General features: G+C 63.1%; 18 protein-coding genes. 6 read left to right on the top strand and 12 right to left on the bottom strand.

What is annotated here, in order from left to right; translation table 11 throughout:
• Positions 1-117: 117 nt before the first annotated feature.
• Positions 118-1,023, top strand: coding sequence for a LysR family transcriptional regulator (locus AAD018_RS14925; RefSeq protein ID WP_367315374.1), 906 nt, complete (start codon positions 118-120; stop codon positions 1,021-1,023).
• Between the two features lie 63 nt (positions 1,024-1,086).
• Positions 1,087-1,761: a diguanylate cyclase domain-containing protein gene (locus AAD018_RS14920; RefSeq protein WP_367315375.1), complete on the top strand. Its 675-nt coding sequence runs from the start codon at positions 1,087-1,089 to the stop codon at positions 1,759-1,761.
• Between the two features lie 180 nt (positions 1,762-1,941).
• Here the strand turns inward: AAD018_RS14920 and AAD018_RS14915 are convergent, their stop codons facing one another.
• From AAD018_RS14915 to AAD018_RS14900, 4 genes are read right to left on the bottom strand one after another with little or no spacing between them, the layout of a single operon-like run.
• On the bottom strand, positions 1,942-2,907 hold the full coding sequence (locus AAD018_RS14915; RefSeq protein WP_367315376.1) for an OmpA family protein: 966 nt from the start codon (positions 2,905-2,907) through the stop codon (positions 1,942-1,944).
• The gene (locus tag AAD018_RS14910; RefSeq protein WP_367315377.1) at positions 2,904-3,470 is read right to left on the bottom strand and encodes a peroxidase-related enzyme; all 567 of its coding nucleotides are present in this window, start codon (positions 3,468-3,470) and stop codon (positions 2,904-2,906) included. Before AAD018_RS14910 ends, AAD018_RS14915 begins: the two co-directional genes overlap by 4 nt.
• Complete coding sequence (locus AAD018_RS14905; protein ID WP_367315378.1) at positions 3,467-4,195, bottom strand: GNAT family N-acetyltransferase; 729 nt, start codon at positions 4,193-4,195, stop codon at positions 3,467-3,469. The genes AAD018_RS14910 and AAD018_RS14905 overlap by 4 nt, the downstream gene beginning before the upstream one ends.
• Positions 4,192-4,914 (bottom strand): competence/damage-inducible protein A, encoded by a 723-nt coding sequence (locus tag AAD018_RS14900; RefSeq protein WP_367315379.1) that lies wholly within the window; start codon positions 4,912-4,914, stop codon positions 4,192-4,194. The genes AAD018_RS14905 and AAD018_RS14900 overlap by 4 nt, the downstream gene beginning before the upstream one ends.
• Before the next feature lie 38 nt (positions 4,915-4,952).
• Here AAD018_RS14900 and sfsA point away from each other — a divergent pair, with 38 nt between their 5' ends.
• The 3 genes from sfsA (at position 4,953) to AAD018_RS14885 (ending at position 7,660) form a co-directional block, all read left to right on the top strand.
• Entirely contained in the window at positions 4,953-5,669 is a 717-nt protein-coding gene (sfsA, locus tag AAD018_RS14895; protein ID WP_367315380.1) for a DNA/RNA nuclease SfsA, read from the top strand.
• A 55-nt stretch (positions 5,670-5,724) separates the two neighbouring features.
• Complete coding sequence (map, locus tag AAD018_RS14890) at positions 5,725-6,534, top strand: type I methionyl aminopeptidase (RefSeq protein WP_367315572.1); 810 nt, start codon at positions 5,725-5,727, stop codon at positions 6,532-6,534.
• Positions 6,535-6,622: 88 nt separating this feature from the next.
• Positions 6,623-7,660 (top strand): TRAP transporter substrate-binding protein, encoded by a 1,038-nt coding sequence (locus tag AAD018_RS14885; protein WP_367315381.1) that lies wholly within the window; start codon positions 6,623-6,625, stop codon positions 7,658-7,660.
• Positions 7,661-7,716: 56 nt separating this feature from the next.
• Here the strand turns inward: AAD018_RS14885 and AAD018_RS14880 are convergent, their stop codons facing one another.
• Genes AAD018_RS14880 through AAD018_RS14870 form a run of 3 tightly spaced genes read right to left on the bottom strand, consistent with a single transcriptional unit; the run spans position 7,717 to position 9,657 of the window.
• Positions 7,717-7,884, bottom strand: a complete 168-nt coding sequence (locus AAD018_RS14880) for a hypothetical protein (RefSeq protein WP_412005286.1) — start codon at positions 7,882-7,884, stop codon at positions 7,717-7,719.
• A 10-nt stretch (positions 7,885-7,894) separates the two neighbouring features.
• The gene (gene rsmD, locus AAD018_RS14875) at positions 7,895-8,449 is read right to left on the bottom strand and encodes a 16S rRNA (guanine(966)-N(2))-methyltransferase RsmD (RefSeq protein WP_367315382.1); all 555 of its coding nucleotides are present in this window, start codon (positions 8,447-8,449) and stop codon (positions 7,895-7,897) included.
• Positions 8,446-9,657: an NAD(P)/FAD-dependent oxidoreductase gene (locus tag AAD018_RS14870; RefSeq protein WP_367315383.1), complete on the bottom strand. Its 1,212-nt coding sequence runs from the start codon at positions 9,655-9,657 to the stop codon at positions 8,446-8,448. Before AAD018_RS14870 ends, rsmD begins: the two co-directional genes overlap by 4 nt.
• Positions 9,658-9,755: 98 nt before the next feature.
• Here AAD018_RS14870 and AAD018_RS14865 point away from each other — a divergent pair, with 98 nt between their 5' ends.
• Positions 9,756-10,244 (top strand): peroxiredoxin, encoded by a 489-nt coding sequence (locus AAD018_RS14865; protein ID WP_367315384.1) that lies wholly within the window; start codon positions 9,756-9,758, stop codon positions 10,242-10,244.
• A gap of 2 nt (positions 10,245-10,246) precedes the next feature.
• Here the strand turns inward: AAD018_RS14865 and AAD018_RS14860 are convergent, their stop codons facing one another.
• The 5 genes from AAD018_RS14860 to AAD018_RS14840 are packed head-to-tail and all read right to left on the bottom strand — an operon-like array spanning position 10,247 to position 13,874.
• Positions 10,247-11,128, bottom strand: coding sequence for a mechanosensitive ion channel family protein (locus AAD018_RS14860; RefSeq protein ID WP_367315385.1), 882 nt, complete (start codon positions 11,126-11,128; stop codon positions 10,247-10,249).
• 4 nt (positions 11,129-11,132) lie between these two features.
• Positions 11,133-11,429 (bottom strand): 4a-hydroxytetrahydrobiopterin dehydratase, encoded by a 297-nt coding sequence (locus AAD018_RS14855; protein ID WP_367315386.1) that lies wholly within the window; start codon positions 11,427-11,429, stop codon positions 11,133-11,135.
• Positions 11,426-12,607 (bottom strand): GNAT family N-acetyltransferase, encoded by a 1,182-nt coding sequence (locus AAD018_RS14850; RefSeq protein ID WP_367315387.1) that lies wholly within the window; start codon positions 12,605-12,607, stop codon positions 11,426-11,428. The genes AAD018_RS14855 and AAD018_RS14850 overlap by 4 nt, the downstream gene beginning before the upstream one ends.
• Before the next feature lie 44 nt (positions 12,608-12,651).
• A complete protein-coding gene (locus AAD018_RS14845) occupies positions 12,652-13,413 on the bottom strand; it encodes a glycerophosphodiester phosphodiesterase family protein (protein ID WP_367315388.1) in 762 nt (253 codons plus the stop codon).
• Positions 13,410-13,874 (bottom strand): RidA family protein, encoded by a 465-nt coding sequence (locus AAD018_RS14840; protein WP_367315389.1) that lies wholly within the window; start codon positions 13,872-13,874, stop codon positions 13,410-13,412. The genes AAD018_RS14845 and AAD018_RS14840 overlap by 4 nt, the downstream gene beginning before the upstream one ends.

Raw genomic sequence — 13,874 nt, 5'->3', positions numbered from 1 at the left:
GTTTCGGTTTCGGCAACGATCTGTGTTTGAAACCGCTTTCTTGTCCCGGGTTGTTCTCAATCCTGCCCGATTTCAAAGCGATACCCCGCGATGAATGAAGGTGCGAAGGAGAGCGGGATGGATCGCCTGACCGAGATGGAAGCGTTTGCCACGGTCGTAGATCAGGGCGGGTTCACGGATGCCGCGAAGAAGATGGGGATCTCCAAATCCGCCGTCTCCAAACATGTGTCGTCGCTGGAGGCGCGTTTGGGTGCGCGCCTGCTGAACCGCACGACGCGCCGCGTCAGCCCCACCGAGATCGGTCTGGCCTATTACGACCGCGCGCGCCGGGTTCTGAACGATGCGGGCGAGGCGGATGCGCTGGTTACGTCGATGCAATCGGCGCCGTCGGGGCTTTTGCGGATTTCGGTCGCGACCGATTTCGGGGTCAACCACCTGAGCCCGGTTCTGGGGTCGTTTCTGACGGAATTTCCCGACATCACGGTTAATATGGTGCTGAACAACCGCTACGTGGAGCTGATCTCGGAAGGGTTCGACATGGCGATCCGGATCGGAGAGCTTGAGGATTCCACGCTGCGCGCGCGCAAGCTGACCGAGACGAGCAAGCGGATGATCGCCTCGCCCGACTATTTCGAGCGGTATGGTCGCCCCGAAAAGATTGATGATCTGAACGATCACAAGCTTCTGCATTATTCGAATCAGTCGAATGGCGCGGTTTGGAAGCTGACGGCGCCGTCCGGGGAAAAGCGGCAGGTGCGCACGGCGGGATGGCTGACGGTCAATGACGGGCAGTCGCTGCTGAACGCCGCGATTTCGGGGCTGGGCATCGCCTATCTTCCGTCGTTTCTTTACGCGGATGCGCTGGAGCAGGGCCTTGTCCAGGAAGCTATTCCCGAACTTCCGGGGGAAACGCAGGGGATCTATGCGGTCTATCCCCCGGGACGGTTTACGCAGCCCAAAGTACGCGCTTTCATTGATTTCCTGATCCACGCCTTTTCCGACAAGGGTCCGGACGTCTGGTAAGTCGTTAACCTCTCGTTGAGGTTCGGGGTCTATATTCCCGGATGAGTATGAGAGGACATGCGTATGGAGCGGATCACGAGCTGGTTTGTCGCGACAACCCTTCTGGGCTGTCTCGGCCGCATCGCCGCCATCGTCGGCTTGGGAAGCGCCGGAGCGCTTGGAACCTCTGGACTTGCCAGTCAGATCTTTCTTGTGACGATGCTTTGCGCGCCACTTGTGATGGCAATCCTTCTTTTGGCGCAATCCTGGCCGTCACTCTCGACACGATCGCTATGGTCGGCGTTGCAGGCGCATGACCGACTTCAGCGGCTAAGTGACCCTTTCTCGACCGGATCACCGGATCGAGGGGTCGTATTGTGCCTTGATCGCGCTCATCTGCGGCGGATCGGAATGCGACACGGTACTCCGGCAGCTGAGCGCTGCATTGACCAGGTGGAAAGCGCAGTTCTTGAAAACATACGTCCGGGTGACGTGATCGCGCGCCTGAACGAAAGCGAGATCTGCGTCTGGCTGCGCAATGTCAGCGACGAGAATGCCCTGACAATCGGAACACGTCTATGCCGCCTGGTTCCGGTGACCTTGGAAAGCGGACCAACGCTTTTGATCGCACCGGTTCCTGGGGCGGTCCTGAAGGACCCCCCGATCGAGATGGAGGCGATTCTTCGAGAGACTCCGGCTCTACCGAAGGAGGGCTATAGTTCTCCGATCGAAGAGAAACGGACAGGTACAGACGGCTGAATAAGCTTGGTCTATCGAGTGGATGGAGTTGGTGTCATTGCGAGTGGTATCCTCTAGAGCCAGACCGGAAGCCGGCGGGCTTTGCTGCAAGAGATAGCTAAGGAGTTGGGCGCGTAGCCTTGGCTGCTATCGTGCTGGGACTGCCTAAAGGATATGGATGGGGTGGTCTGGCTTATTGGCTTATTCGGTGGAAATCAGGATCGCTTCGACGCGGCGATTGGCTGTACGACCGATTTCACTCAGATTGCTCGCGATCGGTGACAGATAGCCTATTCCGTCAGCTTCAAGCCGTTCGGCTGCGATATCATATCTTTCTATAAGACGGGTGCGGACGGCCTGCGCGCGGCGGCGGGAAAGCGCGACATTGGCCTCGAGCGATCCTTCGGCATCGGTATGACCGACCAGAGCGATGCGGCGGCTGGGATAATCTGAAAGATAGGCGGCCAAAGCCTCGAGCGCTGCGTAAGGACCCTCGCTAAGCGCCGCGGACCCGGTGGCGAAGTCGAGATCGGCGAGGATCGCGCGCCCGATTGTATCGAGGTCCGTCTGTATGTCTCCGGTTGTCGCCTGAAGAGCGCGGGGCTGGTTCGCAGCGGCCTCCCCGCCGGGGCCGGACCTTGAGACCGAACGGACCGGAGCAGCGCGAGGCGCTTCGGGTGTGGGAGCCGTACCGCCAAGCTGAATGAGCTGGATATATCCCGCCCCACCGGTTCGGCTGATGAAGAGGCTGAGCGCTGCATCCTCCTTGCGGGCGCTCAGAACCCGAAAATCCCCCAAATCGACGAGCATCTGCGGAGCGGGTAGAACCTCTGTCCCGAAGCGGAAATCGAAGCCGCCGCAGGCATCCGTTTCACAATCGAGAGGGATCTCCCAACCGTCCTCGCGCAGCTGAATGCGGAGAGGCGCTGCGATCTGTTCGGTCGTCAGGCCCGTCCCTGGAATACGCCAGATCTGGCGCGTGACCGTGCCGTCGCGGCGGTCGGTCGGGATCTCTCCATCCGACCAGGGGCCGATGGGCAAGGCATAGCTGCCTGACGCGGTGACATCGTTCAGGGTCAGGGCCGCGTTCGAGGGAAGATCGACCGTTTGGCCAAAGGCGGGTTGAGTGAGGGCCGCGATGAGGGCCGCGGCCGCGCGCGTCGTCATCTGGCCTGAGCGTGATAGGCGTCGTTGGGGCGCATATCGGTGGCGGAGGCGACGCGGTTGGTCATGTTGAAAAAGCCCGCGACCGATGCGATGTCGAAGATGTCGCGGTCTGTGAAGCCGTGATCGCGAAGGGCCTGGCGGTCGTGTTCGTCGATGCGGTGGCTCTCGAGGGTCATCTTCTCGGCGAAGCTCAGCATGGCTCGCTGGCGATCATTGAGCGGCGCGGTGCGCCAGTTCATCACGAGATGCTCGCCTAGCTGGGGATCGCCCGAGAGTTGCCGGACGGCGGCGCCATGGGCGGTCAGACAATAAAAGCATTTGTTGATGGAGGAGACGGCGACGGCGATCATCTCGCGCTCGAGCTTGGTCAGTGCGCTGTCGCCCAGCATCAGGTCATTGTACATCGCGGTGAAGGCGTCGAGCTTGGCGATGTCGAAGGCGTAAGCGCGCAGCACATTGGGCACCATGCCGAGCTTGTCCTCGCAGATATCGAAGTATTTTTGCGTCGCCTCAGGGAGCGGATCGACTTGCGGCAGATCGAGGGCGGTGGGGCTGTCGGTCATGGGGCCTCCGGATGGATGCGGTAATGGTAGCCGCCGATCACGGTCATGCCCAGACTGCGATAGAGCGCGTTTGCGGCTATGTTGTCCTGGGTTGTGATGAGCGTCATGTGGGTCGCGCCGTGGCGCGCGGCCCAACGGGCGGCGGCCTGCATCATGTGGACAGCGAGGCCGCGGCGGCGGTGGCGGGCGAGCGTTTCGACGGCATGCGTCATGGCAAAGGGCCCGGCAATGGCGACGAAGGCGGCGCCTGCGGGCTGGTCTTCCGTTCGGCCGAGGATCGTTGTCTTGGGATCCGGGACGCGGGCCATAACGGCGCGGCGCTCGGGCCCGATGCCGCCCGCATCCCAGACTTCCTTCATGATTTCGAGGGGTGGCCAGACCTCGAAACAAGTAACAGGCGGCGGGTCGGCGGCGAGCGTGCCGATGGGCGCGGCATAGGCGTGGACAGCATCCTTGATCCGGTAGCCGCGTGCCTCGAGCGCCTGATCGAGGGCTGTCTCGCCGTCGCGGATCATGAAGAGTGGGGTCTGACCGAAGGCGCGCATCGCCTCTTCGGCAATTGGGATGTCGGCGTCGATGACGGGCGCCTCGGCGGTGGCGGAGGAGACACGGCCTCCGGCACCGCGGCCCTCGCGGATCATCCAGGGGCCGTGGCGCGTCTTGGAGGCCGGTTGCCATGTCGTGTCGATGACCTCGTAGATATCGGTGATCGTGGGACCTGTCATTCGGGGAACAGCTGGTTTAGCTCCACCATGGCAGCGTCGAGGCGGGCCTTGTCGGTGCCCCGGATCACGATGTTGGCGCCGTAGGCCCCGTCCTTTTGGTAGGGGTAGGAGCCGAAGGCGAGGTCCTTGTATTGCTCGGAGAGTGTCTTGAGCGGGCCGGCGATATCGCCTTCGCCGCGCTGGATCCGGAGCGTCTGCGACAGGAGCGGTGCGCCGCCCGTGAGGGTGGGCAGGATCGAGGCGAGCATCGCTTCGAAAATCGCGGGGACGCCTGCCATGACGTAGATATTCTCCAGCATGAAGCCGGGGGCGGCGGAGATCGGGTTGTCGATCAGCGTCGCGCCGCCGGGGATGCGGGCCATCCTGAGGCGGGCCTCGTTCAGGTCGGTTCCGGCGCGGTCGTAATGGGCCTGCAGGATTGCGCGAGCGTCGTCCCGCACGTCGATCGGTGTATTCATTGCGCGGGCTACGCAGTCGGCGGTGATGTCGTCATGGGTCGGGCCGATCCCGCCGGAGGTGAAGACGTGATCGAACTTGTCCGACAAATCGCGGACGGCGAGGATGATCGCCGTTTCGTCGTCCGAGACGACGCGGACTTCTCTCAGGTCGATGCCGTGGGTCGTCAGCCGCCCGGCGAGGTGGTGCATGTTGGCATCGCGGGTGCGGCCCGAGAGGATCTCGTCCCCGATGACGAGCATGGCGGCTGTGGGATTGGGCATCGGTTTTCTCCTGTCTTGAGATGGGTATAGGAGGGGGCATGAGATTTGACACCCCTTTGATCCCGGCGCGGCTGATCCGGCGCTACAACCGGTTCCTGTCGGATGCGGAGCTTGAGAGCGGCGAGATCGTGAAGGCCCATTGCCCCAATCCCGGCTCGATGATGGGGCTCAAGGATCCCGGACTGCGGATCTGGCTGGAGCCGAACGACGATCCCAAAAAGAAGCTGAACTATGGCTGGCGGCTGGTCGAGTTGGAGGGCGGGCACTGGTCGGGGATCGATACCGGCGTGCCCAACCGTGTGGTCGGCGAGGCCCTGCGGGCGCGGGCTGTGCCGGAGCTGGCCGCCTATGGCGGCGTGCGGGCGGAGGTTAAATACGGCGAGCGGAGCCGGGTGGATTTCCTGCTGACCGAGCCGGGGCTGCCGGATGCCTATGTCGAGGTGAAGAACGTCCATCTGCGGCGGGAAGATGACTGGGCGGAGTTTCCCGATAGCGTGACGACACGGGGGGCGAAGCATCTCGTGGAGCTGTCCAAGATGGTGGAGGCCGGGCGCCGGGCCGTGATGCTCTATTTGGTGCAGCGGACGGACTGCGGGCGGCTGAAAATGGCTGCCGATCTTGATCCGGGCTATGCGGCGGCCTATGACGCGGCGCAGCATGCGGGGGTTGAAATGCTGTGTTACGGCACAGCTATTGATCGCGAGAGTGTGACGCTTGCGGCGAAATTGCCGGTTGCTGCGACGCCGCAAACCTAGAAGATCGGCGAAAAAGGGCCTATTTGTGGATAACGAGCCAGACAAGGAGTGGACCTTGGACGAGCGCAAGACCCGCCTTACGAAGGACGGGATACGCATCTACGAGCCGGTGGACTTTGCCGGAATGCACAAGGCCGGGCGGCTCGCGGCGGAGATCCTCGATGCCGTGGCGCCTTTGGTGGAGCCCGGTCAGACGACGGCTGTGCTGGATGAGTTCATCACAAGCCGGGTCGAAGAGGCGGGGGCGACCTCTGCCACGATCGGCTACAAGGGCTATCAACATGCGAGCTGCATCAGCGTGAACCACGTGGTCTGCCACGGGATCCCGGGCGGAAAGGTCCTGAAGGACGGCGATATTCTGAACATCGACGTTACGGTGATTGTCGATGGCTGGTATGGCGACACGTCGCGGATGTATGTCGCCGGGTCGATCAGCCGCAAGGCGGAGCGGCTGGTTCAGGTCACGCATGACGCTCTAATGCTAGGGATCGAGGCGGTGAAGCCCGGTAATACCTTCGGCGATATCGGCTATGCGATCCAAAGCTATGTGGAGCGCCAGCGTATGTCGGTTGTGCGGGATTTCTGCGGCCACGGGCTGGGCCGGGTGTTCCATGCACCGCCCAATGTGCTGCATTACGGGCGCGCGGGAACTGGGGCGCTGCTGGAAGAGGGGATGTTCTTTACCATCGAGCCGATGGTGAATCTTGGCCGACCTGAAACCAAGGTTCTGGCCGATGACTGGACGGCGGTGACGCGGGACAAGTCGCTGTCGGCTCAGTTCGAGCATTCGGTCGGGGTCACGGCGCAGGGGGCGGAGATCTTCACGCTATCTCCGGCGGGGACTTTTCATCCGACCTGGAGCTGATGGGCTTTGCTCATGCGACTGACTTGCAATTAGGTCAGATATGCTTACCTTTATATGCGCCTTACCAAGAAGAAAGGGAGGCTGACCCATGAAATTTCCCCTGAAATCCTCTGTGCTTGCGTTGATCGGTCTAGTCGGTGCGGCCATGGCCGAACCCGAAGTGACGCTGCGCTTTCAGCATTTCGTCTCGCCGCTGTCGGCGAACCCGACCTATTTCATGCAGCCCTGGGCGGATGCCATCGAAGAGCAGTCGGGCGGGCGCATTGAGGTCGAGCTTTATCCCTTCATGCAGCTGGGCGGGAAGGCTCCGAGCCAGTACGATCTGATCCGAGACGGAGCGATTGACGGCGGCTGGGTGATCCCGGGCTATCAGCCGGGGCGGTTCCCCGAGGCCGAGGCGCTCGAGCTGCCCTTCATGACGACGAAAAGCGGTGAAGAGGCGAGCCGGGCGGCCTGGATTTTTACCCAGGAGCATCTGATGGACGATTTTGCCGATGTGCATCTGATCGCCGCCCATATGCATGGACCGGGGATCGTTCACAAGCGCGGGGCGGGTCTGGGCACGGTCGAGGATTTCAGCGGGTTGCGCCTGCGCGGGCCATCGCGTCCGGCGACAATGCTGCTCGAAGAGGTTGGCGCGGAGCCGATTGGCATGCCGGTTCCGGCCTTTCCCGAAGCGCTGTCGAAGGGCGTTCTGGATGGCGGCGTAATCACGTGGGAGATGTCGCCGTCGCTGAAATTGGACGAGCTGACGGACAGCCATACGGATGTGGCCGGAGACCGGGCCTTCTATAACCTTTATTTCATCTGGGCGATGAATCGGGATGCCTATGAGGGCCTGCCCGAGGATCTGCGCGCGGTGATCGACGCTAATTCCGGGCTTGAGACAAGCGCGATGGCGGGACGCGCGCATGACACCGGTGACACGGAAGGGCGCGATGCGATGGCGGCGGCGGGCAACGAGATCGCGGAGTTGAACGAGGACGAGACCGCGCGGCTGCGCGAGATCGGGGATCGGGTGCGCTCGCGCTGGATCGAGGAGGTGACGGCGCGCGGTCTGGACGGTGCGGCCCTGGTTCAAAGCGCGATGGAGGCCGTGGAGGCCGGGCGCGCCGACCCGTCGTAGCGACGGCGACTCAGGCGGCGCCATTGCATATTTATGACAAGATGAAGGGGGAGGGGTTAGTCCTCTCCCCTTTGTCTGTCGAGGTGACGCCAAAGGCAGGTGAGGACGGTTGCACCGGCCAGCGGAGAGGCCGTATCCGAGATCAGGACCGGGGCCGCGAAGGGCTGCGGTTTAGGGAGCGGGAGGGACTCGGCTCGCTCGGGGATGTAGGTCGCGTCGGTCATGGGCTTAAGATTAGCGCGGGGCGGCGGGTTTTTCGAGAAATGTGATCCATGTGCTGCCGAAGCGGCGTTCGTCCGCTGGGATGAAGCCCTCGGGGGCGGGGTGGGCGCGGTCGTCCTCCCAGACGATGAGGGCGCCTTCGGCGATCCAGGGGGCGGCGGCGAGGGCCTTGCCGCCGAGATCCGTGCCGTAGGGTGGGTCGAGGAAGACGAGGTCGAAGCTATGGTCGGCCATCGGCAGGCGGGTGGCGTCGGTTTTGAGGAGACGGGTGTCCTCCGCGCGGCCTGCTTTGGCGATGTTGGCCTCGATCAGGCGCTGGGCCGGGCGGTTCTTCTCGACGAAGGTGACATGGGCGGCGCCACGCGAGAGGGCTTCGAGGCCGAGCGCGCCGGTGCCCGCGAAGAGGTCGAGGACGCGGGTTTCGGGCCCCGGGAGGCCGCGCGTATGCAGGATGTTGAAGAGGCTTTCGCGGATCCGGTCGGTGGTCGGGCGCAGATGGGCGGCGGGATCGCCTTTGCCGACGGGGGTCAGGCGCAGGCCCTTGTGACGTCCAGCGACAATTCTCACGCGGCGAGGAGGGTCTTCAGCTCGGTCCCGTCGGTGAGGGCGGCGCGGTCGGGGGTGCGGCCCGCCTCGATCAAGCGCTTGCCGATCATGTAGGCGCGCGGATCGTTCATGGCATCGACGGCGAGGAGCTGACCCTTGCCGAAATACCAGTGGGAGACGGCACCGGGCTTGTCGCCTTGGCGGACGAGAACCTCGTCGTAGCCGGTATTGAGGCCCGCGATCTGGAGCTTGATGTCGTATTGGTCGGACCAGAACCACGGTTTGGGCTGATAAGGCGTGTCTGCGCCAAGCATGTTGGCGGCGACCGCCTCGGCCTGGTCGATGGCGTTCTGGACGCTTTCGATGCGCATGCGCTGCCCCCGGACCTCCAGAGACGCGCAGTCACCTGCCGCCCAGATGTAAGGGTCGGAGGTGCGGCCCATCTCGTCGGTGGCGATGCCGTGGTCGATGTCGAGGCTGGCGCTTTCGGCAAGTTCGGTATTGGGCTGGATGCCGATGCCGACGATGCAGCTGTCGATGTCGAGATCGGTGCCGTCCGAGAGCACGGCGTGGGCGGCGTATTGGTCGCCGCTGAGAGATGTCAGGCCGCAGTTTTCCTTGATCGTGACGCCGTGGCTTTGGTGCAGGTCGCGAAAGTAGTCCGAGGTCTCGGGTGCGGCGACGCGTTGCAGGATGCGGGGGGCCTGTTCGACCAACGTGACGTCGAGGCCCTTCTTTGCGGCGACGGCAGCGGCTTCGAGGCCGATATAGCCGCCCCCGACAACGAGGGTCTTGCCGCCCTTCTCGAGATAGGGGGCCATGCCGTCAGCGCAGCCGAGGGTGCGGATGGTCAGAACGCCCCAAAGATTGCCCGCGATGCTTTCAGGCAAAGCGATCGGGCGGGCACCGGTGGTGAGGGCGAGGTGATCATAGGTGAGCACCTCTTTCGTTTCGAGCGTGACGGTGCGGGTGACGGGATCGACGGCGACAGCGGTCGTGTCGGTGCGGAGCGTGATATCGTTGTCGGTGTACCAGCCCGCTGGACGCAGGTAGAGGCGTTGTTCCTCCATCTCTCCAAGCAGGTAGGCTTTGGAGAGGGGCGGGCGCTGGTAGGGCGGGGCGACCTCCTGACCGATGAGAGTGATGGCGCCATCGAAGCCCAGAGCGCGCAGGCGAGCAGCGAGGGCTGCTCCGGCCTGTCCGGCGCCGATGATAACGATGTGGCGCATGCCCAAGCCTCCGAAGGAGTGAAGCGGCTGGCGCGCCGCTGATACGCAACCTATACCGGCCTCACCTGAACGCCAACCAGTCAAGAAGGATGCCGCCCATGCCATTGTCCGTTGGAGATACGCTGCCCGATGCCGACCTGATCCGGATCGGAGAGGACGGGCCCGAAACTGTCTCCGTGTCGTCCCTGACCAAAGGCAAGAAGGTCGCGCTGTTCGCGGTGCCGGGCGCCTATACGCCGACCTGCCATTCCGCGCATCTGCCAAGCTTTATGCGGGTCTTTGACCGGCTGAAGGAAAAGGGTGTGGACGACGTCATCTGCGTTGCCGTCAACGACCCGTTCGTCATGCGCGCCTGGGGCGAGGAGACGGGTGCAACGCGGGCCGGGATCCACATGCTGTCGGATGCGTCTTCGCAGTTTGCCGAAGGGATGGGCATGGCGTTCGATGCACCGCCCGCCGGTCTGATCAAGCGCTCACAGCGTTATGCTCTTTATGCTGATGATGGCGTAATCAAAGTGCTGAACGCCGAGGAGAGCCCCGGCGAATGCGATGTGTCTGGCGGCGAGGCGCTGCTGGATCAGATCTAAGATCAGTCCTCGACCAGTTCGATCTTGTCGGCGGTGAGCATATTGCCCTCGTGAAGGATCGTGCGGGTCGGGAACGGGATGTTGATGCCCGCCTCGTCCAGCGCCTCTTTCACGGCGCGCTTCATGTCGGCTTGATACTGGAAGTAGACGCCGGCATCGCACCAGACGCGGACGAGGAAATCGACCGAACTCGCGCCAAGCTCGTTGACCTGGATGAAGGGTTCAGGATCGTTGTGCGAGCGGTCGTCAGCCATGATCGTGTCGAGGATCACCTGCTGCGCTTTGGCGAGGTTAACGCCGTAGCCGACGCCGAAGGTCCATTCGGCGCGGCGGGTGGGATAGGTCGAATAGTTGGTGATCGTGTTCGCCCAGACCTCGGAATTGGGGATCATGATCTGAACGTTGCCGATATTGGCCAGCTCCAGATAGTTGAGTGTCAGGCTTTGCACCGTCCCCATCTTTCCGTTGACCTCGACAAAATCGCCGATCTTCACGGGGCGGAAGAGGATCAGCATCACGCCTGCCGCCACGTTCGAAAGCGTGCCTTGCAGGGCCAGACCAATGGCGAGGCCCGCCGCACCGACGAGGGCGACCATCGAGGTCGTTTGCACTCCGAATGTGTTGAGCACGAAGATGAAGGTGAAAGCGAGGATCGCGTAGCGCGCGATATTCGACAGGAAGGCGAAGAGCGTCTTGTCGAAGCGCTGGTGCCGGTCCGAGAGCCGCTTGATCCGGCGGGAGATGGCGCCCGCGATCCAGAAGCCCGCGATCAGGATCGCGATGGCGGCGAGCAGGTTGCCGAAGATCTCGGTCAGGAAATCGAGGGTGAGGATGTCGCCGATTGTCTGGCCTTGCCAGATTTCGGTATTGAGAAGCTGTTCCAAGGGGTTACTGCGCGAGTGCGTCCATTTTCTTGGCGAGCCTTACGTCCAGCTCGCTGAGGCCATCTGCGTCATGGGTGGTCAATGTGACCTCGACCGTCTTGTAGACATTCGACCATTCGGGATGGTGGTTGAGTTTCTCGGCCCAGATGGCCGATTGGGTCATGAACCCAAAGGCTTGCACGAAGTTCCCGAATGTAAAAGTTTTCTGTATCGCGTCGCGATCCTGCACCTCTTCCCAGCCGGTTTGGGCGAGGGCTTTCAGGGCCTCGGCGCGGGCCTCGGGGCTGAGTTTGTCGGTCATTGCTGCTCCTCCTGATGGGTTTTGCGGAACGGGCCGTAGGCGGTCAGAACCTCGATTTCCTCTTCGGTGGCGGCGCGTTCGGCCTGCAGGTAGCGGGCGACGGCGTCGGTGAAGCCGTCCTCGCGGAACCAGTGGAGCGAGTGGGTCTGCACCGGCAGATAGCCCCGGGCGAGTTTATGTGCGCCTTGGGCGCCTGCCTCGACGCGGGACAGCCCGTGTTCGATCGCATAGTCGATGGCACGATAATAGCACAATTCGAAATGCAGGCATGCGTGATCCTCGGTGCAGCCCCAGTAGCGGCCATAGAGCGTATCACGCCCGATGAAGTTCAGAGCGCCCGCGATGTAGCGTCCGTCCCGTTCGGCGAGGACCAATAGCATGTCGTCCCGCAGGTGCTGCTGCGCTTCGTCAAAGAAGGCGCGGGTCAGGTAGGGTGTGCCCCATTTGCGCGCGCCGGTGTCCTGGTAGAAATGCCAGAAGGCGTCCCAGTGATGGGGTTCGATCTGGTCCCCAGTCAGCATGTGGATTTGACCGCCGAAGGCGTTCGCCGTGGCGCGTTCCTTGCGGATGTTCTTGCGCTTGCGCGAGGAGAGGCTGGCGAGGAAGGCATCGAAGCTGTCGTAGCCATCGTTCAGCCAGTGGAACTGCTGGGTCGTGCGTTTCAGCAGACCGATGCGCTCGCCCTGATCGGCCTCGGTGTCGGTACAGAAGGTGATGTGGAGCGAGGAAAGCTCGTTTTCCGAGGCGAGCTGAACGGCGCCTTGGGTGAGGGCGGCCATACCGGTGGTCTCGTGCCCCGGCTTGGTCAGGAAACGGCGGCCGGTGGCGGGGGTGAAGGGGACGGCGAGCTGAAGCTTGGGGTAGTAGCGGCCGCCATAGCTTTCATAGGCGTGGGCCCAGTTGTGGTCGAAGATGTATTCGCCCTGGCTGTGGCCCTTGGCATAGAGCGGGGCGACGGCGAAGGTCTCGTCCGATTTGGCGGCGAGATAGCGCGGTTGCCAGCCGGTGCCCGGGCCGACCGAGCCGCTGACCTCCAGCGCGCGCAGGAAGCGGTGGGTGGTAAACGGATCGAGCGGGCGGCCTGTGGCTGCTTCGGGGCAGGCGCAGGCATCCCAGTCGCCGGGCGCGATCTGGGAGAGGTCGGAGAGGACGCTGATCTCGATCTGGTCGCTGGTCATGGATGCCCCTTGAGCGTTTGCACTTGGGGCCGGGGGCGCATCGGTCAAGGTGTCGGATCGTAGCCTTCGAAGGTGAAGGTATGGGCGATCTGTCGAGCCTCGGCTTCTTCCTTGGGCGAGCGAATGGTCCAGCAGAGGATCTTAGCGCCCTTGTCCTTGAGGCGGGTGACGTGGGGGCTGGTCAGATCGGTATGCTGGTGGCTGATGAAACTGGCGCCGGTCGTGTCGTAATCGGGGATTTCAGCCAGGCGGTCGCGGATCGAGGCGGGGATATGCGGCCAGTCGGCTTCGGGGAACGCGCAAGTCGTGAGGCCGCGGGGGATCTCGGGCGCGAGATCCTTAAGGGCCCGGACGGAATGGGGATTGAAGGACATCACAGCGGTCGGGCCGTCATAGCCTTGCAATGCGTGGGCGACAGCCTGTTCGAGGCGGCCGATATTGGAGCCGAGGGTGCCGTCCTGGTCCTTGAGCTCGATGAGAACGGGGATCTGGCCTGCGATGAGCTCGAGAATGTCAGGCAGGGTCGGGATTGTGTCGGTCGAGCCGGTCAGGGGGATCTGTCTGAGTGTGTCGCTTGGATGGGCGCGGACGGCTCCCGACGCATCGGTCAGGCGGGCGAGCGTGTAGTCATGGAAGACCATTGCCTTCCAATCCGATGAGAGCTGGACGTCAATTTCGACACCGATGCCGTTTGCTATGGCGGCCTGAACGGCGCTGGTGGAGTTTTCGATCCGGCCCGCTGCGTGATGGTGCAAGGCGCGGTGCGCGAGCGGACCGGAGGTGAACGCCTCGGGGAGGGGGATCATTTGATCTGGAAGATCCCTTCGATCTCGACCGCGACGCCAAGGGGAAGCGAGGCGGCGGAGACGGCAGCGCGGGCATGGCGGCCCGCATCACCCAGCGCGTCGACAAGGAAGTCGGACGCGCCGTTGATAACCTTGGGCTGATCGGTGAAATCGGGGGTCGAGTTGACGAACCCTGTTAGTTTGACGACGCGGACGAGGCGGTCGAGATCGCCGTCGCAAGCCGCCTTGACCTGCGAAAGGAGCGCCACGGCGCAGGCCTTGGCCGCGTTTGCGCCGCCTTCGAGATTGACGTCATTGCCCAATTTGCCCGTGATCAGGCCTTCGGCCGTCTGGCTGATTTGGCCGGAAACATAGACGAGATCGCCGCTTTGAACGAAAGGGACGTAGTTGGCCGCCGGGGCGGGTGCGTCGCTGAGAGTGACGCCGAGCTGGGCAAGGCGGGTTTCAATCTGTCCGGTCAT

Source organism: Aestuariibius insulae, from assembly GCF_040783535.2.
GTDB classification, from domain to species: domain Bacteria; phylum Pseudomonadota; class Alphaproteobacteria; order Rhodobacterales; family Rhodobacteraceae; genus Aestuariibius; species Aestuariibius insulae.
This window is presented reverse-complemented; position numbering and strand designations above follow the sequence as displayed.

Coding starts and splice junctions, on each gene's coding strand:
- AAD018_RS14925 (WP_367315374.1), top strand. CDS start 118: ATGGATCGCCTGACCGAGATGGAAGCGTTTGCCACGGTCGTAGATCAG.
- AAD018_RS14920 (WP_367315375.1), top strand. CDS start 1,087: ATGGAGCGGATCACGAGCTGGTTTGTCGCGACAACCCTTCTGGGCTGT.
- AAD018_RS14915 (WP_367315376.1), bottom strand. CDS start 2,907: ATGACGACGCGCGCGGCCGCGGCCCTCATCGCGGCCCTCACTCAACCC.
- AAD018_RS14910 (WP_367315377.1), bottom strand. CDS start 3,470: ATGACCGACAGCCCCACCGCCCTCGATCTGCCGCAAGTCGATCCGCTC.
- AAD018_RS14905 (WP_367315378.1), bottom strand. CDS start 4,195: ATGACAGGTCCCACGATCACCGATATCTACGAGGTCATCGACACGACA.
- AAD018_RS14900 (WP_367315379.1), bottom strand. CDS start 4,914: ATGCCCAATCCCACAGCCGCCATGCTCGTCATCGGGGACGAGATCCTC.
- sfsA (WP_367315380.1), top strand. CDS start 4,953: ATGAGATTTGACACCCCTTTGATCCCGGCGCGGCTGATCCGGCGCTAC.
- AAD018_RS14885 (WP_367315381.1), top strand. CDS start 6,623: ATGAAATTTCCCCTGAAATCCTCTGTGCTTGCGTTGATCGGTCTAGTC.
- AAD018_RS14880 (WP_412005286.1), bottom strand. CDS start 7,884: ATGACCGACGCGACCTACATCCCCGAGCGAGCCGAGTCCCTCCCGCTC.
- AAD018_RS14870 (WP_367315383.1), bottom strand. CDS start 9,657: ATGCGCCACATCGTTATCATCGGCGCCGGACAGGCCGGAGCAGCCCTC.
- AAD018_RS14865 (WP_367315384.1), top strand. CDS start 9,756: ATGCCATTGTCCGTTGGAGATACGCTGCCCGATGCCGACCTGATCCGG.
- AAD018_RS14855 (WP_367315386.1), bottom strand. CDS start 11,429: ATGACCGACAAACTCAGCCCCGAGGCCCGCGCCGAGGCCCTGAAAGCC.
- AAD018_RS14850 (WP_367315387.1), bottom strand. CDS start 12,607: ATGACCAGCGACCAGATCGAGATCAGCGTCCTCTCCGACCTCTCCCAG.
- AAD018_RS14845 (WP_367315388.1), bottom strand. CDS start 13,413: ATGATCCCCCTCCCCGAGGCGTTCACCTCCGGTCCGCTCGCGCACCGC.
- AAD018_RS14840 (WP_367315389.1), bottom strand. CDS start 13,874: ATGACCGGACAGATTGAAACCCGCCTTGCCCAGCTCGGCGTCACTCTC.